Source organism: Streptomyces sp. JNUCC 63, from assembly GCF_054366325.1.
This window is the reverse complement of record NZ_CM135963.1, coordinates 5,067,363-5,088,297: the sequence shown is the minus strand read 5'-3', so window position 1 is coordinate 5,088,297 and position 20,935 is coordinate 5,067,363. Positions and strand designations below refer to the sequence as shown.

Annotated in this window: 23 protein-coding genes; 6 read left to right on the top strand and 17 right to left on the bottom strand. The window is 71.5% G+C overall.

Translation table 11 applies throughout. The features are described from left to right. Positions 1–230 precede the first annotated feature (230 nt). Positions 231–1,847: an MDR family MFS transporter gene (locus tag ACX25U_RS23445; RefSeq protein WP_454382874.1), complete on the bottom strand. Its 1,617-nt coding sequence runs from the start codon at positions 1,845–1,847 to the stop codon at positions 231–233. Positions 1,848–2,082: 235 nt separating this feature from the next. Between ACX25U_RS23445 and ACX25U_RS23440 the strand changes: the two genes are divergently transcribed. Further along, positions 2,083–3,912 (top strand): BTAD domain-containing putative transcriptional regulator, encoded by a 1,830-nt coding sequence (locus ACX25U_RS23440; protein ID WP_454382873.1) that lies wholly within the window; start codon positions 2,083–2,085, stop codon positions 3,910–3,912. A gap of 112 nt (positions 3,913–4,024) precedes the next feature. On the opposite strand, the gene asnB is transcribed toward ACX25U_RS23440, so the two are convergent. Both asnB and ACX25U_RS23430 read right to left on the bottom strand, forming a co-directional pair. Continuing rightward, on the bottom strand, positions 4,025–5,905 hold the full coding sequence (gene asnB, locus ACX25U_RS23435) for an asparagine synthase (glutamine-hydrolyzing) (RefSeq protein WP_454382872.1): 1,881 nt from the start codon (positions 5,903–5,905) through the stop codon (positions 4,025–4,027). A 109-nt stretch (positions 5,906–6,014) separates the two neighbouring features. Continuing rightward, entirely contained in the window at positions 6,015–6,443 is a 429-nt protein-coding gene (locus ACX25U_RS23430) for a DUF6069 family protein (protein WP_454382870.1), read from the bottom strand. A gap of 173 nt (positions 6,444–6,616) precedes the next feature. Between ACX25U_RS23430 and ACX25U_RS23425 the strand changes: the two genes are divergently transcribed. The 3 genes from ACX25U_RS23425 (at position 6,617) to ACX25U_RS23415 (ending at position 9,489) form a co-directional block, all read left to right on the top strand. Beyond that, positions 6,617–7,159, top strand: coding sequence for a MarR family winged helix-turn-helix transcriptional regulator (locus ACX25U_RS23425; RefSeq protein WP_454382868.1), 543 nt, complete (start codon positions 6,617–6,619; stop codon positions 7,157–7,159). Positions 7,160–7,508: 349 nt separating this feature from the next. Continuing rightward, on the top strand, positions 7,509–8,441 hold the full coding sequence (locus ACX25U_RS23420) for a hypothetical protein (protein WP_454382867.1): 933 nt from the start codon (positions 7,509–7,511) through the stop codon (positions 8,439–8,441). Between the two features lie 46 nt (positions 8,442–8,487). Beyond that, entirely contained in the window at positions 8,488–9,489 is a 1,002-nt protein-coding gene (locus tag ACX25U_RS23415) for a beta-ketoacyl-ACP synthase 3 (protein ID WP_454382865.1), read from the top strand. 235 nt (positions 9,490–9,724) lie between these two features. Here ACX25U_RS23415 and ACX25U_RS23410 read toward each other — a convergent pair whose 3' ends face one another. Genes ACX25U_RS23410 through ACX25U_RS23390 form a run of 5 tightly spaced genes read right to left on the bottom strand, consistent with a single transcriptional unit; the run spans position 9,725 to position 12,740 of the window. After that, positions 9,725–10,054 (bottom strand): antibiotic biosynthesis monooxygenase family protein, encoded by a 330-nt coding sequence (locus ACX25U_RS23410; RefSeq protein WP_454382864.1) that lies wholly within the window; start codon positions 10,052–10,054, stop codon positions 9,725–9,727. Further along, positions 10,051–10,362: an antibiotic biosynthesis monooxygenase family protein gene (locus ACX25U_RS23405; RefSeq protein WP_454382863.1), complete on the bottom strand. Its 312-nt coding sequence runs from the start codon at positions 10,360–10,362 to the stop codon at positions 10,051–10,053. The genes ACX25U_RS23410 and ACX25U_RS23405 overlap by 4 nt, the downstream gene beginning before the upstream one ends. A 1-nt stretch (position 10,363) precedes the next feature. Then, entirely contained in the window at positions 10,364–11,113 is a 750-nt protein-coding gene (locus tag ACX25U_RS23400) for an SDR family NAD(P)-dependent oxidoreductase (RefSeq protein ID WP_454382862.1), read from the bottom strand. A 47-nt stretch (positions 11,114–11,160) separates the two neighbouring features. Beyond that, positions 11,161–12,213, bottom strand: a complete 1,053-nt coding sequence (locus ACX25U_RS23395) for a methyltransferase (protein ID WP_454382861.1) — start codon at positions 12,211–12,213, stop codon at positions 11,161–11,163. Positions 12,214–12,272: 59 nt separating this feature from the next. Beyond that, a complete protein-coding gene (locus tag ACX25U_RS23390) occupies positions 12,273–12,740 on the bottom strand; it encodes an anthrone oxygenase family protein (protein WP_454382859.1) in 468 nt (155 codons plus the stop codon). Between the two features lie 200 nt (positions 12,741–12,940). On the opposite strand from ACX25U_RS23390, the gene ACX25U_RS23385 reads away from it, so the two are divergent. Both ACX25U_RS23385 and ACX25U_RS23380 read left to right on the top strand, forming a co-directional pair. After that, on the top strand, positions 12,941–13,387 hold the full coding sequence (locus ACX25U_RS23385; RefSeq protein ID WP_454382858.1) for an anthrone oxygenase family protein: 447 nt from the start codon (positions 12,941–12,943) through the stop codon (positions 13,385–13,387). Positions 13,388–13,411: 24 nt separating this feature from the next. Continuing rightward, positions 13,412–14,152 carry a SchA/CurD-like domain-containing protein gene (locus ACX25U_RS23380; protein WP_454382856.1) on the top strand — a complete coding sequence of 247 codons (741 nt, stop codon included), beginning with the start codon at positions 13,412–13,414 and terminating at the stop codon, positions 14,150–14,152. 121 nt (positions 14,153–14,273) lie between these two features. Here the strand turns inward: ACX25U_RS23380 and ACX25U_RS23375 are convergent, their stop codons facing one another. The 9 genes from ACX25U_RS23375 to ACX25U_RS23335 all read right to left on the bottom strand — a co-directional run bounded on the left by ACX25U_RS23375 (position 14,274) and on the right by ACX25U_RS23335 (position 20,933). Continuing rightward, complete coding sequence (locus tag ACX25U_RS23375) at positions 14,274–14,708, bottom strand: SCP2 sterol-binding domain-containing protein (RefSeq protein ID WP_454382855.1); 435 nt, start codon at positions 14,706–14,708, stop codon at positions 14,274–14,276. Further along, complete coding sequence (locus tag ACX25U_RS23370; RefSeq protein ID WP_454382854.1) at positions 14,705–15,049, bottom strand: antibiotic biosynthesis monooxygenase family protein; 345 nt, start codon at positions 15,047–15,049, stop codon at positions 14,705–14,707. Before ACX25U_RS23370 ends, ACX25U_RS23375 begins: the two co-directional genes overlap by 4 nt. Further along, positions 15,046–15,513, bottom strand: coding sequence for an SRPBCC family protein (locus tag ACX25U_RS23365; RefSeq protein ID WP_454382852.1), 468 nt, complete (start codon positions 15,511–15,513; stop codon positions 15,046–15,048). The genes ACX25U_RS23370 and ACX25U_RS23365 overlap by 4 nt, the downstream gene beginning before the upstream one ends. 1 nt (position 15,514) lies before the next feature. Beyond that, a complete protein-coding gene (locus tag ACX25U_RS23360) occupies positions 15,515–15,772 on the bottom strand; it encodes an acyl carrier protein (protein WP_454382850.1) in 258 nt (85 codons plus the stop codon). A 295-nt stretch (positions 15,773–16,067) separates the two neighbouring features. Then, complete coding sequence (locus tag ACX25U_RS23355) at positions 16,068–17,279, bottom strand: ketosynthase chain-length factor (RefSeq protein WP_454382848.1); 1,212 nt, start codon at positions 17,277–17,279, stop codon at positions 16,068–16,070. Beyond that, on the bottom strand, positions 17,276–18,541 hold the full coding sequence (locus ACX25U_RS23350; RefSeq protein ID WP_454382846.1) for a beta-ketoacyl-[acyl-carrier-protein] synthase family protein: 1,266 nt from the start codon (positions 18,539–18,541) through the stop codon (positions 17,276–17,278). The genes ACX25U_RS23355 and ACX25U_RS23350 overlap by 4 nt, the downstream gene beginning before the upstream one ends. Continuing rightward, complete coding sequence (locus ACX25U_RS23345) at positions 18,538–18,963, bottom strand: cupin domain-containing protein (RefSeq protein WP_454382844.1); 426 nt, start codon at positions 18,961–18,963, stop codon at positions 18,538–18,540. The genes ACX25U_RS23350 and ACX25U_RS23345 overlap by 4 nt, the downstream gene beginning before the upstream one ends. A 68-nt stretch (positions 18,964–19,031) precedes the next feature. Beyond that, positions 19,032–19,352: a TcmI family type II polyketide cyclase gene (locus tag ACX25U_RS23340; RefSeq protein WP_454382843.1), complete on the bottom strand. Its 321-nt coding sequence runs from the start codon at positions 19,350–19,352 to the stop codon at positions 19,032–19,034. Positions 19,353–19,445: 93 nt separating this feature from the next. Next, on the bottom strand, positions 19,446–20,933 hold the full coding sequence (locus tag ACX25U_RS23335) for a peptide MFS transporter (RefSeq protein ID WP_454382841.1): 1,488 nt from the start codon (positions 20,931–20,933) through the stop codon (positions 19,446–19,448). Positions 20,934–20,935 lie beyond the last annotated feature (2 nt).

Sequence of the window (20,935 nt, the reverse complement as noted above, 5' to 3'; positions counted from 1 at the left end):
GCAGGGTCCGGGTCAGCCACCGGACGACGGCGGCGAGGAGGCCGCCGAGCTCTTCGCCCGGGGCGTCGTCGTTCTGCGGACGGTGAGGTCGCATGCGGTGAGGCTGGCAGGCGCGGCTCGACGTCGGCTCGAAGAGCTCCCGAGGGGCAGCCGGACCGCCATGTCCGGCTGCTTGTCCACCCTTCTCTCTGCCGGCCCTTCTCTCTGCCGACGCCTTTCCTACGCGGCCGTCACGCACCGTCCTCCCGGTTCGCCCGGTTCCCCGGGCCCGCCATGTCCGTCCGGCGCGCCTGACCCGCCGGCCCACCCGGTCCGCCCGGTCCACCCGGGCCGCGGGCCTCCAGCCGGACGTCCTTCAGCATCAGCGCCAGCACCAGTCCGGCCAGGAGCACAGGTACGGCGGAGAGGAAGACGGTCGACAGTGCGTTGCTGTACACCTCGGCCACCGCCCCCGCGGTCTCGGGGGCGAGGGACGCCGACCGCGTCGGGTCCCAGGTGCCGGCCACGATGCGGTCCGCCGTGTCCGGCGGCAGCAGGTGTGTCGCCTCGGTGGCCAGCCGGGCGTTGAGCAGTGAGCCGAAAACCGTGGCGCCGAAGGCCGTACCGAGGTTCCGGGAGAGGCCGACGGTGGAGGTGCTGACACCGATGTACCGCCGGGGTGCGGTGCTCTGCGCGACGAGGGTGGTCACCTGTGAGGAGAGCCCCACGCCGACGCCCATGACGGCGAGCAGGGCGGCGACGGTCGCGGCACCGGTGTCCTGCGAGGTCATCGACATGAGGGCGGCGGCGACGGCGGCAAGCGCGGTGCTGGCCACGGGGAACCACTTGTACCGGCCGGTTCTGCCGATCACCTGACCGGCCACCACCGTCGCCAGGGCCATGCCGATCATCGCGGGAAGGAAGAGCAGCCCGGTCCCTGTGGCACTGACGCCCTGTGCCGCCTGGAAGAGCAGCGGTACGAAGTTGACGCACCCGAAGAAGGCGAAGCTGACGGCGAATGCCACGACCACACAGATCGTGAACGTACGGTCCGTGAACAGTCCGAGCGGGACGACCGGTTCGGCCGCCGAGCGCTCGCGGAGCAGCCACAGGGCGCCCAGCAGCAGGGCGCCGACGCCAAAGGCGACGACCGGGGGCCGGCCCCAGCCGCCGCGGCCGGCCAGGTCGGCGCCCAGGACCAGGCAGGCGATGAGCCCGGTGAGCAGTGCCGTACCGGCGTAGTCGATGCGCGGACGTGCCTCGCCGCGGGCGGCGGGGAGCAGGGCCCGGATGCCAGCCAGGGCGAGAAGTCCGAGCGGCAGGTTGACGTAGAAGATCCAGCGCCAGCCGAGCTGGTCGGTCAGGACGCCGCCCGCGAGCGGGCCCGCCAGATTGGCGATGACCATGACGCCGGCGAACCACCCCTGGTACTTGGCGCGTCGCCGGGGCGGCATCAGATCGCCGAGCACGGCGAAGGCGCTCACCTGCAGCCCGCCGCCGCCGAGTCCCTGGAGCGCGCGGAAGACGATGAGCTGGCCCATCGATCCGGCGGCGCCGCACGCCATGGAGCCGATGAGGAAGACCACGACGGCGGACAGATAGACCGTGCGGCGGCCGAAGAGATCGCCGAGTTTGCCGTAGATCGGCATGGCCACACTGAACGTGAGCATATACGCGGTGAACGTCCAGCTGTACAGGTTCAGGGCGCCCAGATCCGCGGTGAGCTGGGGGCCCGCGGTCGCGACGATCGACTGGTCGAGCATCGACATCGCGCTGGTCAGTAACAAGGCGGCGAGCAGGAGGGGGAAGCGGGGCGGAAGCGGGGCTGTGGTGGCTTCCGGCGGACCGCCGGGGCTGGATTCGGACATCGACTTTCCCCGTCAGGAAACATATAGAGGATGGGTGCAGCTATATGCTATGCGCACACATGGGCCTTGTGTAGCCTGAGTTCGCGCTCACGGGGGGGATCGCACAGGTCGTTGCCGAATCGTGGGCTGACCGTCAGCCCCAGTCGAGTGCCGCTCAAGCAGAAGTCAAGTAATCGACCTCACGCTCACGAAGTGCATCAGGCCGTGCGAACGGTGCAACGAAACGGGAGGATCAGTGCTGCAGATCGGCCTACTTGGAACTCTGCAAGTCGTCCACCAAGGCGTCCATGTCACGCCGTCCGCCCCGAAGGTCCGGCAAGTCCTCGCCTTACTGGCCCTGCGGGCCAACACCACGGTCGGGCTGCACCAGCTCGTGGAGGAACTCTGGGAGGAGCGTCCGCCGTCCAGTGCGGCCACCACCCTCCAGACGTACATCTACCAGTTGCGCAAGCTGCCCGGGCTGTGCGATTCCCAGCACCCCGACCCCTCCGAACGCACCCACGCACTGCTGACGACCCACGGCGGCTACCGGCTGTCGGTCCCTCAGGGTTGCCTGGATGCACAGGAGTTCGACGAACTCGCCGCGCGCGGCAGAGAGTCCCTGGAGAGAGGAGCGGTATCGGAAGCCGCGGAGCTGCTCCAGCGGGCCCTCGCTGTGTGGCGGGGGCCCGCTCTCAGTGATCTGGCCCCCGGGCCGATCGTCGGCATAGACGCTCTCCGGTTGGAGGAACAGCGCTACGAGGTCCTGGAGGCGCGCATCGACGCGGATCTGCTCCTCGGCCGCCACCACCGGCTGATCAGCGAGCTGACCGCACTGGCCGCCGACAATTCCACCCGGGAGGGGCTGCACGCCAAGCTGATGCTGTCGCTCTACCGGGCAGGCCGCCGCCCGGAGGCCCTGGAGGTCTTCCAGCGCATCCGCCGGGTGCTCACCCGGGAGCTCGGCCTGGAGCCCTGCTCGGAACTGCAGCGGCTGCACCAGCAGATGCTGGCCGGCGACCGCAGGCTCGATCTGCCGGGCGGACGGACGACCGTGCGCGGCGCATCGGCCGACGAACCGCCGGTAACGTTGCCCGGCAGCGTCCCTCTGATGGGACGGGACGCCGAACTCACCCAGGTGGCACAGGCGTTGACGGAGCACCCCGGCAAGGAAGGGCCGCGATGCGTGGCCGTGGCCGGGCCGCCCGGCGCCGGCACCACCGCGTTCGCCGTCGGCCTCGCCCACCGCCTGGGTGATGCCTTCCCGGACGGACGGCTGTACGTGTCGTTCGGGGATCCGGCCGATCCGCGGTCCGTCCAGGACGTGCTCGCCGACCTGCTCGAAGTGGTCGGCCACCGGCGCGACGAGCTGCCGGCCAATCCGGCGGACCGCGCCCGGATGTTCCGGTCCTGGACCGCGGACCGCCGAGTGCTGCTGGTCGTCGACGACGTGGCGGCGGCCCACCAGGTCGCGCCCCTGATGCCGGCGAACTCCCGGTCGGCCGTGCTCCTGGCCGGCTACCGGCGCCTGTACGGCGGCCCGTTCAGGACACGCGTGGACATGCCGTCCCTCGGCTCCGGTCAGTCGCTCGAGCTCTTCCTCAACGCGCTCGGCCGGGAGCGCACCCTGAGTGACGTCCCGGGGCTGCACATGCTGCAGCAGCTCTGCGGTGATCTGCCGGGCCCGATGCTCGAGGCCGTGGGGATGCTGATGCTGCGTCCGCACTGGCGTGTACGGCAGCTCATCGACTGGATGGGCCGCGACCGCCGGGCCGGGGCGGCCCTCCAGCGTCCGCACCCCTTCCACCATGTGCTCCGGCGCTGCGGGGGTCTCAAGCCCCGGCTCCATGAAGCGCTGGTCAAGCTCGCCTGGGAGGCCGACGGCATGCTGACCGTCGAGCGGGCGGCCGTGGCCCTGGAGCTGGATCCGGACGAGACCGAGGACATGCTGGAGGAACTGGTGGAGTTCTTCCTTCTCGAGGTGGACCTCGCCAGCGACCCGTCGACCGGGCGGTGCTTCCAGTACCGCCTGCCCACCCTCCTGCGCACCGCGCTGCGCGGGGCCCGGGAGCGGACCTTCGCCTGAGGCCCGACGGCGTCCGCTCCACGAGCAGCACGTTCAGGGGGAGCCCCGCGGGGCTCCCCCTGAACGTGTGTCCGTACGGCATACCGGGCCGACGTACCGTTCGGCCCGGCCTTCACAGCTCCAGGCCGGCTCCGTGCCCCCGCAGCCAGGCGTTGACCTGCAGCGCCATCTCGACGTTCATCCGGTGCAGCCAGTCCTGCGCGGCGGCCTCGCCCTCGGGCGTGATGACGTGGCGCGCCTTCTCCAGGTCCAGCAGCGGCAGGACCGGAGCGTCCGGGTCGTTCAGCATCTCGGCGAACTCCTGGTGCAGCGCCTTGGTGTAGGTGGCGTCCTGGCTCACCGGGAAGGGTGCCTTGGGCCGTTCCAGGACCTGCTCGGGCAGCAGGTCGGCGGCGGCCGCCCGCAGCAGGCTCTTCTCCCGGCCGTCGAAGGTCTTCATCTCCCAGGGGATGTTGTACGCGTACTGCACCAGGCGGTGGTCGCAGAACGGGACCCGTACCTCCAGTCCGGAGATCATGCTGAGCCGGTCGTTGCGGTCCAGCAGCCGGGGCAGCCAGTGCGTCAGATGGAGGTGGCAGATCTCGCGGGCGCGGCGCTGCTCCGGGTCCTCACCGGACAGCCGGGGGATCTCCGTCATCGCCTGGGAGTAGCGCTCCGCGTAGTACGCGTCCATGTCGAGACGGGCCTTGAAGGCAGGGGAGAGCAGCCCCTGCCCCAGGCCCTCACGGGTGCCCGGGTGCCACTGCTCGAAGGCGACCCAGGGGAACTGCTCCTGGTACGCCAGGTCGGGTATGTGCACCCAGCTGTAGCCGCCGAAGATCTCGTCGGCGCTCTCGCCCGTCAGCGCGACCTTGGAGTGCCCGCGCACGCCCGCGAACGCCTGGTACGTCGAGGTGTCCATGTCGCCGAACGGGGCCGGGATGTCCTGGGCACGCAGCACGGTGCGCCGGGCGGCCGGGTCGATCAGGTCCGTGGTGGTGAGCTCGATCTCCAGGTGGTCCGCGCCGATGTGCTCGGCGACGGCCTGTGCGTACGGAGCGTCCGGGGCGCTGCGCACCAGGTCGGGCTGGAAGTTGTCGCTGTAGCCGCTGTAGGTGACGGTCGTGGTGCGTACCCGGCGTCCGCCCTCGCGTGCCAGGGCGCGGGCGGCGAGCGCGGCGACGGTGCTGGAGTCGAGGCCGCCGGAGAGCAGTACGCTCAGCGGCACGTCGGAGACCAGCTCGCGGGACACGCTGCTCTCCAGCAGCTCCCGCACGTTCCGGACGGTGTCGTCCAGGTCGTCCTCGTGCGTGCGGGCCTCCAGTTGCCAGTACCTGCGCAGCACCATGCCCCCCGGACCGTACGTCAGGGTGTGGCCGGGCGGCAGCTCGCGGATGCCGCGGTACACGCTCTCGCCGGGGGCGCGGGCCATGGAGAACAGCACCCGCAGCCCGTCGAGGTCGACGACCGGGCGGACGGCGGGGTGGGCCAGCAGCGCCTTGGACTCCGAGCCGAAGACCAGACCGTCCTGGACCTGCGCGTAGGAGAGCGGCTTGATGCCGAAGCGGTCGCGGGCCAGGAACAGGGTGCGCCGGCGCACGTCCCACACCGCGAGGGCGAACATGCCCTCCAGCCGCTCCACACAGTCCTCGCCCCACTCCAGATAGGCGTGGAGCACCACTTCGGTGTCGCTGCGGGTGCGGAAGCGGTGGCCGAGGCCGGCCAGCTGCTCGCGCAGCTCCCGGAAGTTGTAGACCTCGCCGTTGTAGACGAGGACCGCCGGCGGCTCCTCGTCGCCGGCGGGATCCCCGGCCGGCGCGGTCATGGGCTGGCGGCCACCGTCGATGTCGATGACGGCCAGCCTGGTGTGCATCAGCGTTGCCTGCCGGTCCGCCCACACGCCCTGGTCGTCCGGGCCCCGGCAGGCCATCGTCCGCGCCATGCTCCCCGCGACCGCGGGGTCCTCCCGGACCGGGCCGCCCTCGCGGTGGGCCCAGCCTGCGATGCCGCACATTACGGGTCTCCTTCCGTGGCCTCTCGGTGCCCTCACCGCAACGATCTCCCGGGGCGCTCGAAGCCTCTTGGAGAGGCGCTGGACCAGCCCGGGCGGGCCGGGCCTCGGCTCACGCCCGTGCGGCCTTCCCGCGGAAGGCCGGGATGAGGATCGCGCCCACCGTGAGGTGGAGCAGGACCAGGGCGACCCGGTTGCCCGTGGTCAGACCCTCCGCGAACAGCGGCGCGAACAGCGAGAGGACGAGCACCGCCACGGCTATGCCCGTCCACAGGTTCCGGCCGCGGCCGCTCCTGCGCTCCAGCAGGGTCAGCAGACCCCAGCCCAGCAGGGAGACGACCGCCACCGAGATCGGCACGGCGGCGAAGGGGAGCTCGCTCGTGGTGGTCGAGCCGGGGCCGTCGGGAGTGCGCAGGTCGACGTCGAGCACCGAGTGGGCGATGACCCAGATCAGCGCGTCGGCGACGACGGCGCCCACGACGGCGAGGGCGCGGGTGCGCCCCCGGCCCTCGGTGCGGGTGGCAGTGGGGTTGTCCGGCATCTCAGCCCTCCTGGGGATCTCGGGTGCGGACGACCGTTTCGGGGACGGCCCTCGCCGCACACCATCTCAATGCGTGAAGCATATACATGACGTTGGCACATAATGGTCTCACACCTGGAAGTGCCGGGTCCACAGGAATGCTCGGCCCATATGACGTGAAGTAGCCTCGAAGCATGAGTGGCGCAGACACAGCCGAGGACAAGGCCGGTCAGGAGAACAGCTCCGGAACGGGCCGCACCGCCCCCGTGGAGGCGGACGTACTGACCGCCGTCGAACTGGCGCTGATCCGGATCCGGCGCCGTCAGTCCCGGCGCAGCCTGGCCCGGCCGGTCGTGCAGGGCATGGCGGAGCCCGTGGCTCTCAACACGCTCAGCGTCATCGACGCGGTCGACGAGGGGCTGAGCGAGCAGGGCCGCGACGTCACCGTGGGGTTCGTCGCGGACCGGCTGGCCATCGATCCGTCGCGGGCCAGCAGGATCGTCGCCGACGCGGTCAAGGCCGGCTTCGTGCGCCGGGTCGCCTCGCAGGAGGACGGCCGCCGCAGCTGCCTGGTGCTGACCCGGGCGGGCCGTGACGCCATGGCCGCCGCGCACCGTACCCGGCAGGGCTTCTACACCACCGTGCTGCAGGACTGGGACGCCGAGGAGCAGCGGGAGTTCGCCCGGCTGCTCACCAAGTTCGTACGCTCGCTGGACGGCGCCGAGGCGCGCGGCTGAACCGGCCGCCCCCGGCCCGCGGCCGTACGGCGGCCCGGGCACCCGCCCGTACCGGCTCCGGCACATGTGTCCGTGCCCCTGCCGGTCCGTCCCGTCCGGGGTGCCGTCCCACCGTCCCACCGGACTTCGAGTGACCTTCGAGCCCACCCGGCCACGCTGATCGCGCCAGAACCCCGCATACCGACGGCGCGTCAGAGCCCCGCTGCCGCGGGGAGTCCGCGCCTGTCCCGAAGGAGGCGCGACGGTGAGTGCAACAGACCGGACAGACGGGCGGCGAGCCCCCCAGGCGAACAGCGACCGCCCGTCACCCGCGAGCCCGGTCCGTCCGGCCCCCGCCACCGACGCACCGGTGGCTCCCCCGCCCGCCGTCGGCTGGGCCTACGCCATGGTGATCGTGGCGACGCTCGCCGCGATCGCGAGCAACGTCTTCGAGATCGCCCATCAAGTGGAGACCGGGGTCGCCGGTGCGGCGACCACCGGCGACCTGGCGCTGACCATCGCCTTCTGCGCGCTGTTCGGCTTCTTCGCCGAGATGCTGCGCGCGGGCCGCCAGTGGGGGCGGGTGCTGCTCACCGTGTTCACCTCCCTGGGCCTGCTGTTCACCGGCCTCGGCCTCGCACAGCTCGGCGGACGGCCCCTGGTCGGGCCGCTGCAGGCGAGCCTCGCCGTCGCCAGCCTGGTGCCCTCGGTCGTCGGTCTGGTCCTGCTGTACGTCCCCTCCGTCAACCGGTGGGTGGCGCAGGTGCGCGAGCGGAACCGCACGATCTCGCAGCGCATGCGCAAGGCGGTTCTCACCGCCCATGTGGCCATCTCCGTCGGCTGGCTGGGGCTGGTGACGGGGATGTTCGCCATGTCGGTCGCCGGGGCCACCACGAGCAGCGCCGAGCAGCAGGCCGCGATGTACCGCACCATGTCCATGCTCGACGAGATCTTCCTCGGCATGACCAGCATGTTCGCGCTGATCACCGGGATCGTCGTGGGCGCCGGCACCAAGTGGGGCCTGCTTCAGCGCAGGTGGGTGGCCGTGAAGTTCTTCACCACGATGGGGGTGATGGTGCTCGGCTTCTCGGTGATCCACCAGCTGATCCTGCGCGCCAACGAACTGGTCGACCAGGGCGCTCCGGTGCGCGGCGGCGAACTGAACACCGTCGGCTGGTCCATGACCTCGGCGGCCGCCCTGGCCCTGCTCTCACTGGTCTTCATGACGGCCGTGTCCACGTACAAGCCGTGGGGCCCCACTCGCCGAGGACGCCGGCGCTCCCCGCGGGCCTCGGTCCGCTGACTCCCGTCCGCCGTCCGGTCTGCCCGTACACCCCGAAAGGATCACCATGCCCCCGATTCAGGACACCCAGGTCCTGCGTCACAGCCGGCTCCTGGGAGTCGGCGTCCACCGTCCCGAGCGGTCCGTCCCCAACACCGAGATCGCCGAGCGGACCGGACTCGACCCGGACTGGATCGAGCGCCGCTCGGGCATACGCTCCCGCCGTTACGCCTCCGCCGACGAGACCCTGCCCACGATGGCGACCGCCGCCGCCGAGAAGGCGCTCGCCGCCGCGGGCATCGGAGCCGACCGGATCGGCACGGTCATCCTGGCCACCATCACCTCCATGGAGCAGATGCCCGCCGTGGCCGTGGAGGTCGCGCACCGGCTGGGGGCCGGGCAGGCGGCGGCCTTCGACATCTCGGCGGCCTGCGCCGGCTTCTGCCACGCGGTGGCGCTCGCGAGCGACCTGGTCCGCGTGGGCCGCTCCGACTACGTGCTGGTCATCGGCGCCGAGCGGATGACCGACATCCTCGACCACTCCGACCGCGACACCGCGTTCCTCTTCGCCGACGGCGCCGGTGCGGTGGTCGTCGGCCCGTCGGACGAGCCGGGCATCGGCCCGGTGGTCTGGCGTGCCGACGGCTCGCGCAACGCCGCTCTGAAGATGACCGCGCCCTGGCACGACGGGACCGGGGAGCGTCCTGACGACAGGCCCGCCATCACCATGTCGGGCTGGAAGGTCTACCGCTGGGCCACCAACGAGCTGGTCCCCGCCACCCGGCGGATGCTGGAACTGGCCGGAGTCACCACGGACCAGCTGGACGCCTTCATCCCGCACCAGGCCAACATGCTCATCACCGACTTCGTCGTGGAGCAGCTGGGCCTCACCGAACGGACGGCCGTCGCCCGTGACATCGTCACCAGCGGCAACAGCTCGGCCGCATCGATCCCGCTGGCCATGGAGGAACTCCTGGCCTCCGGGCAGGCCCCCAGCGGTGGTCTCGCCCTCCTCGTCGGCTTCGGTGCGGGCCTGGTCTACGCGGGCCAGGTGGTGCGCCTGCCCTGAGCTCCGGCGACAGGGCCGCTCCGGTACGAAGCGGGCGCCCGGCTGCCGAACGGCGGCCGGGCGCCCGCTTCCTGTCCGTCCTGGTCCGGCCCTGTCCAGAAGGGCGGGTGCGAGGCACTGGCCCCGCACTCCGAGGACACGCGATGCCCGGGGCGCCGGGAACGGCGGCGCGGCGGACATGCGGAAGTGCCGTGGAGAGCGCTCGCTCCCCACGGCACGGTGGACCGCCGGACGGTCAGTACGCCGCGGTCACCTCGAACAGCGCGAACGGGCTGGGCCGTTCGCCGTCCTGGTACGGGCGGAGCGGGGAGGTCGTGCCGCGGTGGGACGAGCCCGCCTCCCAGTTGCGGAAGGCGGCGATGCTCTCCCACTCGCTGAGCACCGCGTACGCGCCCGGGTCGGTGACCTCGCGCAGCAACTCGTTGCCCAGCAGGCCCGGCGTACCCGCCAGGTCCTTGCTGATCCGGTGGTACGCCTCCGCCACCGCGGACACGTCCGCGTCGGCGGCCCGCAGGTACAGCAGGATCCGCACCCGGCCGGCGGCCCTCGGCGCGGCCCCGCTCATCCGGCGACCTCCACCAGGTGCATCATCGCCAGCGATCCGCCGGTCCGGTACGGATGCAGCTTCTCGCGGTGGCGAACGTGTTCCGGACTGCTCTCGAAGGACAGGAAGGAGTCACGGTCGGTCCAGTCGCTCACCACGTAGTACACGGATTCGTCCTGCGTGCTGCGCGCCAGGGTGTGGCCCAGGTTCGCGGGCTGCGCCGTGACCTCCTTGCTGCCCTCGGTCCAGACCTCCTCGAACTCCGCTTCCAGACCCGGCTTGACCTGCACGGTCAGCAGCACCCGGAAGGAACCGGCCCGCTCCGCCATCTCAGACACCTCCGTCGACGTGCAGCGTCTCGCCGTTGACGTACGTGGAGAGCTCGCTCGCGAGGAACAGTACGGCGCCGGCGATCTCGTCCGGGCGCCCGAAGCGGCCCAGCGCCATCATCCGCAGGTACCGCTCGTTGTAGGCGGCGCGCTGCTCCTCGGTCAGCTCGTCCGGCTCCGAGGTGTCGATGACGCCCGGGGCCACGACGTTGAACCGGATGCCCCTGCCGCCGAGTTCCTTGCACAGCGTGCGGGTGAGCCCGACGAGGCCCGCCTTGGAGGCGGTGTAGTGGCCGCGCAGCGGGATGCCGGCCATGGCACCGCGGGAGCCGATGTTGATCACCGAAGAGCCCTCGTGCAGCAGCGGCAGGGCCTTGCTGATCACCATGAAGGGACCGGTGAGGTTGGTGGTGACCACCCGCTCCCACTCCTCGAACGGCAGCTCGGCGAACGGGACCTGGCTGATCACGCCCGCGTTGTTGACCAGTACGTCCAGCGTGTCGAACCGGCTGCGGCACTCCTGCAGCAGCAGTCCGACGCCCTCGGCCGTGCCGACGTCGGCCCGTACCAGCGCGTGGTCCCCGCCGATCTCCTTCAGCTCGCGGGCCAGGCTGTCCACCGCCTCGCCCTCCTGCCGGTAGCAGGTGACCACCGAGGCGCCGGCCTTGGCCAGGGCCAGGACGACGGCCCGCCCGATGCCCCGGCTGCCGCCGGTGACCAGCGCGTTCTTGCCCACCAGTCGAAGTTCCATGCCATCCTCCGTCGTTGTGCGGCCCACGCCGCGTCGGATCGGTCCGTTCACCGGCCGGCCGGGACGGGGCGGCACTCCAGGACCGCCCAGCGCCCGGCGACCGGCTCGTTCACCAGCTCGAAGCCCGCGGTCGCGAGCAGCGAGCGCCACTGGTCCTCGCCGCGCTCCCGCCCGCCGAACCGGATGAGCATGTCCAGGTCGAGCAGCTTGCCGCGGTCCCACTGGTTGGCGGGCCCCACCAGGAACTCGCAGATCAGCAGGCGTCCTTCGGGGTTGCCCTCGAGCGCGGCGCGGATCCGGCCGAGGATCGCCGCCGCCCGCTCGTCGTCCCAGTCGTGCAGGACCGCCTTCAGCACGTACGCGTCCCGGCCCGCGGGCACCTCCTCGAAGAAGTCGCCCGGGACCACCTCGACGCGGTCCGCGACCCCCGCCTCCTCGAAGAGCTTGTGCGCCTCCGCGACCACGGCCGGGCGGTCGACGAGCGTGCCGCGCACCTGTGGATGGCTCCCCAGCAGCTCCGCGAGGAACCAGCCGCGTCCGCCGCCGATGTCCGCGATCCGGCCGAAGCGGCCGAAGTCGAAGCTGTCGAGCAGCATCCGGGTGGTGGCCCGGCTCATCCCCGTCATCGCGCGGTCGAACAGGGCGCCCGCCTGCGGGTTCTGCTCCAGGTGCGCGAAGAAGCCGTGCCCGTAGGCGGCCTCGAAGGCGGGCTCACCGGTCCGCACGGTGTGCATCAGCCGGCCGTAGGAGCGCCACAGCATCTCGTCGCCGTTGTACAGCACCATGTCCCGCTGGCTGCCGGGCACGCCGGAGCGCAGGGCCTCGCTCAGCTCCGTGAGCGCGTACCTCCCGTCCGGCTGCTCGGCGAACACGCCGAAGGCGGCGGCGACCCGGAGCACGCGGCCCAGCGAGTCGGCGTGCGTGCTGGTCCGCGCGGCCAGCTCCGCGACCGTGAGCGGGCCGTCGGCCAGCTCGTCGGCGATGCCGAGCTCGGCGACCACGTGCAGAACGCGGGATATCCGTTTGCCGTCCGTCAGCAGCAGAAGCCGTACGTGAGGCGGCAGCGCGGCGGTCATCGCCGGGCCGACCACACCGGTCATGGGGTCCACACCTTCTCCTAGGCCGAGGGGTTGGGTGACGGGGTGTCGGGTTCGGGGCGTCAGATGAGTACGGCGGCGGCGCTGACGTTGGCCAGCAGCGCCGCGACGGCGAGCGCGCCCCGCACGCGGTTCCAGCGGATCCAGCGCTCGCGCGGGTCGAGGCTGTCGAAGTCGGCGGGCAGGTTCTGCGGATCGAGCGTCGACAGCCAGCGGTTGATCGGCACGTTCTTGGTGAGCGACACCGTCATGGTGGCGAGCAGCAGCAGCGCCCCCAGGGCCACGAGCAGCCGTACGAAGAGGCCGGGCGCGGTGACGGCCAGGGCCACGTCGCACAGCAGACAGCTGAGCAGCGAGACCGGCATGAAGGGGTCGAACCGGGTGACGAGGCCCTTGTGCACCGGGACGTACATCCCGGTGGGCAGTGTGGTGAACAGCGGCGCCGCGAGCACCGAGATGGCGAGGCCACCGGCCGCGAGGCCGCCGGCGAGCAGTGCCGCGGGCATCAGTATCCGCACGAACCCAACCACGCGTCACCTCCCGGCCTGGCCGCCGCTCCGTGCGGCGGGCCCCTGCCCCGACTCTCGGAGCAGCGGGTCGAAACGGACTCGAAGACGGCTCGACGATCACTGGCGAAGGCCGCGGAACCCCACCGTCGAGCACCCCTCCACAGCGAATCGAGCAGGCGGGGGCACGGTGACGGACACATCCACCAGGACCGGGAGTCGTGATGCTTGAGGAAGTGCTGACCGGGGTCGTGCTCACCGGGACGGGGACTGTCACGGGCGTTTTCGTGGCGGTGCTCGTCAGCGTGGCCCCGGCCATGTCGGCCATGGGACGCGCCGACTATCTCCAGGCCCACGCCCTGCTGGGCAAGGGCTACCACCCGCTGATGCCGATTCTGGTCAACACCGTGACCATCAGCGGATTCGTCCTCGGTTTTCTCGCCGAGGCGCCGGGCCAGGTGCTGTTCCCGGTGGCGTCCGTACTGCTCGTCGGGGTGCAGGCGGTCTCGCACCTCGGCAACGTCCCGATCAACCGTTCGCTGAGCCGGCTCGCCGCCGACGGCCCCTGGCGGGACCCGAGGCCGCAGTGGCGTGCCTGGCACCGGCTGCGCACGGCGCTGGCCTCGTTCGCCCTGCTCATCGTCACCGTCGCGGTGCTCACCACCCGCTGAAGCCCTGCAAGAGGAGGAACCGCCATGCCACTGGACGCGATCAAATACCGTGTCCGTCCCGGCCACGAGGACGTACTCGCCGAGGTCTTCTCGCCCCACAACTTCACCCGGGTCGACTCGCCCGTCATCAAGGCCGCTTCGGGCGAGACCATCGGAATGCTGCTCGGAACCGGTCTCTTCGTCCAGGGAGACACCCTGGTCAGGGTGATCCACCACGACGGGGTCGGCGCCGCCCACATCGCCCGGCACATGTCGGTGCAGCGGGGCGTCCACGAGGCCGAACGGGCGATCCTGCCCTATCTCGCCGAACCGCGTGACACCGAGACGCCGGAGGGCTTCCGGGAGCACTTCCACCGCAGCCTGATGACCGTGCTGGAGCAGCACAGTCCCGATGAGCGGCCCGCGGCCGGCACCGTCGCCGTGCGGTATCCGCTGCGCCCGGGCGCGGGGGCGGAACTGACCGCCGCCCGCGCGACCGGGAACCGCAAGGCGTCGCTGCCGCTCAGCGACCGGCATCCGACGATCGTCCGTACGGCGCTGTTCCTGCACGAGGACACCCTGGTCCGGGTCGTGCAGTACGACGGCCACCCGTACGACGTCGTCGGCTTTCTGACGGACCGCTGCTTCGGCGAGGACGCCGAGCGGTGGCTGGAGCCGTACCTGCGAAGCACCGAGTGGCCCTCCCACCCGGACGCCTATCTGGCCCTCGTCCACGAGCAGGCCATGCTGTCGATCGCCCACATGTCGGTGCTGGGCGTGGACTGACCCCGCCCGGCCTGCCGCATCCGCACGGCTGGAGCCGCACGACCGAACGACGAAACCGCCGCCGTGCCCGGGGCCACGGCGGCGGTTTCACGCTGTCCCACCCGTCGTCACACCTCGGGCGTCACACCTCGGGGTGGTCGAACCACTCGCCCAGCTTGGTGCCCATGAGCGGGCTGCCCCGCAGCTTCAGCTTCCCGGTGAGGAACGCCTTGGCCCCGGGCAGCTTGCCGACGCCCATGGCCAGCATGTCGGGGAACTTGATCCCGATGGTGATGTCGGGGGACTCGTGCAGGCCCTTGTCGGTCCGGCAGGTGCCGGCCTCGACGTGCACGTAGTGGAGCTTCTGCCCCTCTCCGGAGGCGATGTCGAACTGGAAGACGCCCTTCTGTCCCTTCGCCTTCTCGGGGTTGAACTCGGAGACGAGCAGGTCGAATATCAGCGTCAGCGCGCCGTCCAGACCGCCCTCGCGCCGGGCCACGGCGGCCTCCAGCTCCTTCGGGGGCGTCGTCTCGACCAGCTCGATCAGCTCGGTGACCTGTTCCTGCCGCGAACTCATGCGTTCCTCCTGGATCCCTCGGTTCCGGCCGTGGCGGCCGGTGACAGTTCGTGGAGTGGTTCGAGCAGCTGCATCTCGCCGTCCGCCCGCAGGGGCCAGAGCCGCTGGAGATACGCCTGCTGCTCGGCGCTGCGCTCGAAGGCCCGGAAGGACGGCTCGTCGGTCCAGTCGGTCAGCACGGTGTAGTGGCCGCTCTCCCCGCTCCGCCGCAGCAGCTGCTGTCCGTGGTTGTCCGGGAACCGGCGGACGGTCTCGGCGTGGGTGCGCCACAGTTCCTCGAACTCCGCCTCGTGCCCCGGCGCGATCCGGATCCGCAGCAGCACCCGCAGCCCGGGTTTCATCGGCCCGCCGCCGCGCGCTCCGCGGCGGCCTTCTCCACCAGTCCCTTGATCCGGGCCATCTCCCGGCGGGTGTTGGTGTTCAGCCGCTCGGCCATCTCCTCGTTCCCGAACGGCAGACCCGGCCGGACCTCGAACTCCTGCCGCCAGCGCATCTCCACGCCGTCGTCGGTCCCGGTGTAGGTCCAGTGGAGGTTCATGAACTCGAACGGGCCGGTCTCGATCCGCCGCGCCCGCACGGTACGGGTGGCGGGGTCGGGGGTGCGCTCGGAGACCCAGCTCCAGACGTTGCCGTCCTCGTCGGGGTGGAGCGTGAGCCGGAAGCGGACGGTGTCGCCGTCCCGCTCGAGGATCTCGGCCTTGGCGTACTCGGAGAAGAGCTCCGGCCAGGACGCGACGTCGTTGGTCATCTCCCACACCAGTTCCATGGGTGCGTCGACGACGATGCTGTTGTCGGTGAGTGCCATATCAGGCCGCCGCGAGGCTGGTGTTGACGTAGTCGATCACGGCCTTCGGGGAGTCCATGGTCTCGATGGCCTCGTCCGGGATCTGCAGGCCGTACTCCCGCTGGATCTGGCTGGCGATCTCCAGCACCGCGAGGGAGTCGTAGCCGATCTCGGTGAAGGAGGTGCCGAGGTCCGCCTCGGTGAGGTCCAGTCCGTCGAGCTCGCCGGTGCAGCGGCTCACGATGGCCTTGAGGTCCTCGAAGGTCATGGGGCTGCTCATCTGTTCCTCCTGCATGGTGTGTCGTGCGTCGTGTGTCGGGGTCGGTCGCCGGACGGTGGTGCGGGCCGTGGCTGCCGGACCGCGAGGGCCGGCCGGCAGCGGATCAGGGACCGGGACAGCGGCCGGCGGGGTCTGTGGAGCCGGCGGTCCTGCCGGGGGCGGGCCGCGCGGCCCGTGCGCGGACGGGGCCCGCGGGCTGCCCGGGACAGTCCCGCGGGTCTGCCCCGGGGCAGGCCCACGGTCTGCCGGGTGCGGGTCCGTGGGTCTGCCCGGGGGTGCGGAAGCGCCGCGGGGCTCACGCCGTGCGCAGGACCGCGGCCGCGTTGAAGCCGCCGTAGCCGCGGGCCAGGACCAGCGCGGTTCGCAGGCGGGCCTCGCGTGGCTGCTCCGTGACCAGGTCGAGGCGGTGCGCCGCGGACGGCCGGGAGTTGACCGACGGCGGGATCACCTGGTCGCGCAGCGCCAGAGCCGCGGCCGCCGCGTCGAGCGCGGCGCCACCCGCGTAGAGTCGGCCCGTCATGGTCTTGGGGACCGTGACCGGGACCGCGTGGGCGCCGAAGATCCCGGTGATGGCTTCGGCCTCCTGCCGGTCGAGCTCCGCGACACCGTAGCCGTCGGCGAAGACCACGTCGATGTCCGACGCCGCCGTCCCGGCGTCCGCCAGGGCGAGTTCGGCCGCACGGCCGAGCCCGGGCGGCCGGCCGGAGCCCGGACGCGGATCGAAGGTCGCCGCGTAGCCCGCGAGTTCGGCGTAGATCCGCTCCGCGCCCCGGGTCCGTGCGTCGTCCCGGCTCTCCAGCACGAGGATCGCGCCGCCCTCACCGGGCACGTAGCCGCTCGCCTCGTCGTCGAAGGGCACGTACGCGCGGTCGGGCCGCGGCTCCTCGCTGACCCTGCCGTTCGCCATCTGGCAGACCAGCCCGTACGGGGACAGCGAGGCGTCCGTGCCGCCGGACACCACCAGCCGCGTGCCCTTGGCGAGCACCCGTCGGGACTGGCCCAGCGCGTCCAGGCCTCCGGCCTGCTCCGAGCAGAGCACACCGCAGGGACCGCGCATGCCGTGCCGGATGGACAGCTGACCGGTCGTCGCCGCGTAGAACCAGGCGATGGACATGTACGCGCCCACGGCCTGCGGGCCCTCCGTGTACAGCTTCTGCAGCTCGCGCTGGCCGAATTCGACGCCGCCGGAGGAGTTGGCGGTGATGACCGCCATGTCCAGGTCGGCGAGGGAGTCCGTGTCCACGGCCGCGTCGGCCAGGGCCTCGTTGGTCGCGGCGAAGGCGTACTGCGTCATGGCGTCGGTCTCGCTGACCAGCCGCTGCGGCGCGTGGTCCGCCGGGTCGAAGCCGACGGCCTCGCCCGCGACCTGCACCGGGTAGGGGGCCGGATCGAACCGGGTGATCCGGCCGAGGCCCGACTTTCCGTCCAGGGTCGCCTGCCACCACGCCTCGCGGTCCAGGCCGTTGGGGGCGACCACGCCCACCCCCGTGATGACGGGCGCGTTCATGCGATCCTCCTCGGCGAAGTGAGCACCACGGCGCTCTGGAATCCGCCGAAGCCGCTGCCCACGCTGAGGACGACGTCCAGTTCCGCCTCGCGTGCGGAGCCCGGCACGTAGTCCAGATCGCACTCGGGGTCGGGTTCCTCGTAGTTGGCGGTCGGCGGCACGGTGCCCCGGTCGATGGCCAGCGCGCTGGCCGCGATCTCGATCGAACCGATCGAGCCGAGCGAATGCCCGACCATCGACTTGATCGAACTGACCGGAATGTCGTACGCGTGCTCGCCGAGGCTGCGCTTGTACGCGGCGGTCTCGTGCCGGTCGTTCTGCTTGGTGCCGGAGCCGTGGGCGTTGGCGTAGTCGATCTCGTCGGGGTTGATCCGGGCCTCGTCGAGCGCGGCGGTGATCGCCTCGCCCATCTCCCGGCCGTCGGGACGCAGGCCCGTCATGTGGTAGCCGTTGGCGCGCGCCGCGTAGCCGGCCACTTCGCAGTAGATCCGGGCGCCGCGGCGGCGGGCGTGCTCCAGCTCCTCGACCACGAACACCGCGGAGCCCTCGCCGAGGACCAGGCCGTTGCGCCGCCGGTCGAACGGGCGGCACGCGTGTTCCGGGTCGTCGTTGCTGGTGGAGGAGGCGCGCAGGGTGTCGAAGCAGGACACCGTGATCGGGTAGATCGGCGCGTCCGTGGCCCCGGCCACCATCACGTCGGCAGAGCCCTCGCGGATCAGGTCCACGGCGTACCCGACCGCGTCGATGCCCGCGCAGCAGCCGGAGCTGACCACGGTCGCCGGGCCCTCGGCGGCGACGGCCCAGGCCACCTCGGACGCCAGCGAACTGGACATCACGTACGAGTACAGGTGCGGCGTCATGTAGGACGGATCGACAAGCCACTCACGGCCGTTGTCGCTGACCGTGCGGTACTCCTGTTCCATGGAGATGGCGTTGCCGACACCGTTGCCGACGCTCACGCCGATCCGGTGCGGGTCCTCCGCGTCGGTGTCCAGGCCGCTGTCGGCCATCGCCTCCCGGGCGGCGACCAGCGCGAACTGGCCCGCCCGGTCGGTGCGCCGGATCTCCTGGAAGGACAGTCCGGCCTGTTCGGGGTCGAAGTCGCACTCCGCGCCGATGCGGCTGCGGAACGGCGCCGGGTCGAAGAGGGTGATGCGCCGGGTGGCCGTACGGCCCTTGACGATCATCTCCCAGAACGCCTCCCGGCCCGGCCGGCCCGGAGCCACGACACCGATGCCGGTGATCACCGCGCGGCGGGTCATCCCGCGCCCCCCACTTCCGGCAGGGTGCCCTCGCCGGGCAGCGGCTCGCAGTCGACGTGGCCGAGATCCGGGCGCGGGGCGAGCGGGCTGAGGAAGAAGGCGACGAAGGCCTGCTCGTCGTAGGGGTTCTCGATACGGTGCCGGACGCCGATGGGGACCATGAAGGACTCGCCGGGCTCCAGCGTCAGCTCCTGCCCTTCGACGCGCAGCAGGATCCGGCCGCGGATGGTGTGGAAGAACTCCTCGGAGTACGGGTGGTAGTGCTCGGAGACGAACTCGCCGGGCTCCAGCGTGCCGACGCCCATGAACCCCGAGGTCGCTCCACAGGTCTTCGGGCTGAGCAGGACACGCAGATCGCCGCCCCGCTTGCGGTTGGGCGGCACGTCGTCGATGGCGACCTTGGTCAGGTCGGTGGTCTGCATCAGGTTCTCCACAGGTGGGGAGTGGGGACTGAAGTCCCGGGAGCCGGGACGGGTGCGGCGGTGGGGGATCAGGGCGTCCAGCTGTAGAAGGGCTCGGCCATGGAGTCCTTGGGTTCGCGCCACGACGGGTCGTACGGCGTCATGTACTGCTGGAGCCGGGTGTTGATGTCCTGGTAGAGCGGGTGGCTGCGGGCCTTGTAGAGACTGTCGTTGATGCCCTCCTCGGCCTCCACGAGGTGGAAGTACAGGCCGTGGAAGCGGAACAGCGTGCGCCGCTGAACGCCGATCATGTGCGGCAGGTCGGTCGCGTCGGACTCGGCGAACAGCGCGGCCACCTTGTCCGCGTCGTCGTGGTTCATCCGGGCGACGATGAGCGTGCGATGAGCCATGGGGACTCCTTCGGGTCGTGTCCGGAGCGGTCGGACCGGGTGGGATCCAGGCTGTACGCGGCGGCTTGAGCCGGTGTCCAGACAAACTCGACGTCAGATTTGAGTCGTTCTGTGGGACAGGAGAGCGGCCATGACGACGGCGGCAGCGGCGAAACCCGCCAGGTAGGTCCACAGCGGCAGGACGCCCACGAGGTGCGACAACTGGCCTCCCACGCCGCCGCCGAGTGCCGCGCCCAGGTAGAACAGGCCCATCATCCGGCTGTTGTGGCCCTTTGGCGTCGACTCCGCGGTGGTGCTCAGTCCGACCGGGCCGAAGACCAGCTCGCCGCACGTCATGCAGAGGAACGCGGTGAGCAGCCAGAGGGCGGACACGCGTGCGTCCCCGTCGCCCGCGAACCAGGCGCCGGCCGCGAGGACGGCGAAGCCGCCCGCCGCGCACAGCAGGCCCGCGGAGAACTTCCGTACGACACCGGCCCCGGCGCCGATCCGCAGCCACAGCCAGGCGAACAGCGGGGCGAGCAGCAGCAGGAACAGCGGGTGGGCGGACTGGAACCAGCTGGCGGGAACCGTGAACCCCGCGATGTCCCGGTCCGTGTGCTCCCGGGCGAACAGGCTGAAGACCGAGCCGAGCTGGCTGTACATCGCCCAGAACAGCACCGACGGCACGAAGATCCGCCGGAAGGCGCGGATCCGGGCCCGTTCCGCCTCGTCGACGTCCCGGCCGCGCAGCAGCCGCCGGAAGTACCAGACAGGCGCGAGGAGCGCGGCAAGTCCGCAGACCGCGAGGACGGGGCGCAGCGGCAGCCCGCCCGTCGCCGCGACCCCGGCGACGAGCAGCACCGCGCCGGCCAGTGCCGCCCAGGCACCGCGGACCAGCCGGCGCAGCGCGGCGGGCGGCAGCGGACGGCTGGGCCCCGTCCGGGCGCCGCGCAGCGACGGCGCGCCGTGCAGGTACTGCAGTACGCCGAAGACCATGCCGACCGCCGCGGCACCGAACCCCAGATGCCAGTCGACGCGCTCGCCCAGTGCCCCGGTGACCAGGGGGCCGAGCAGGGCACTGACCTGGATGCTCATGTAGAAGAGGGAGAAGGCCGCCTGGCGCTGCGAGCTGTCGGCGCCCGGGTTCATCTGGTCGAACATCACGGGCAGGTTGGGTTTGAGCAACCCCGTGCCGCACGCGACCAGCAGCAGGCCGAGATAGAAGGTGGTGTGCGCGGGTACGGCCATGCAGGCGTGGCCGGCCGCGATGACAAGGGCCCCGCTCAGCATCGCCCGGTGGGTGCCCAGCACCCGGTCGCCGAGCCAGCCACCGGGCATGGCGGCCAGGAACGACGCCGAGATGTAGAGCCCGAACAGTGCCCCCGCCGTGCCGTCGGACAGCCCGAGGCCGCCCTCCGCGGCGGGCGCCGTCGCGTAGAGGAACAGCAGGGCCTGCATGCCGTAGAAGCTGAACCGCTCCCACATGTCCGTCATGAAGAGCGTGCTGAACCAGCGCTCGCGGAACATCGCCCGCACCGGCCGGGCGGGACCGCCGTCCTGGGCCGGGGCGGCGGTGGTGGGTGCCACGCCGTCCGAGGTCATCG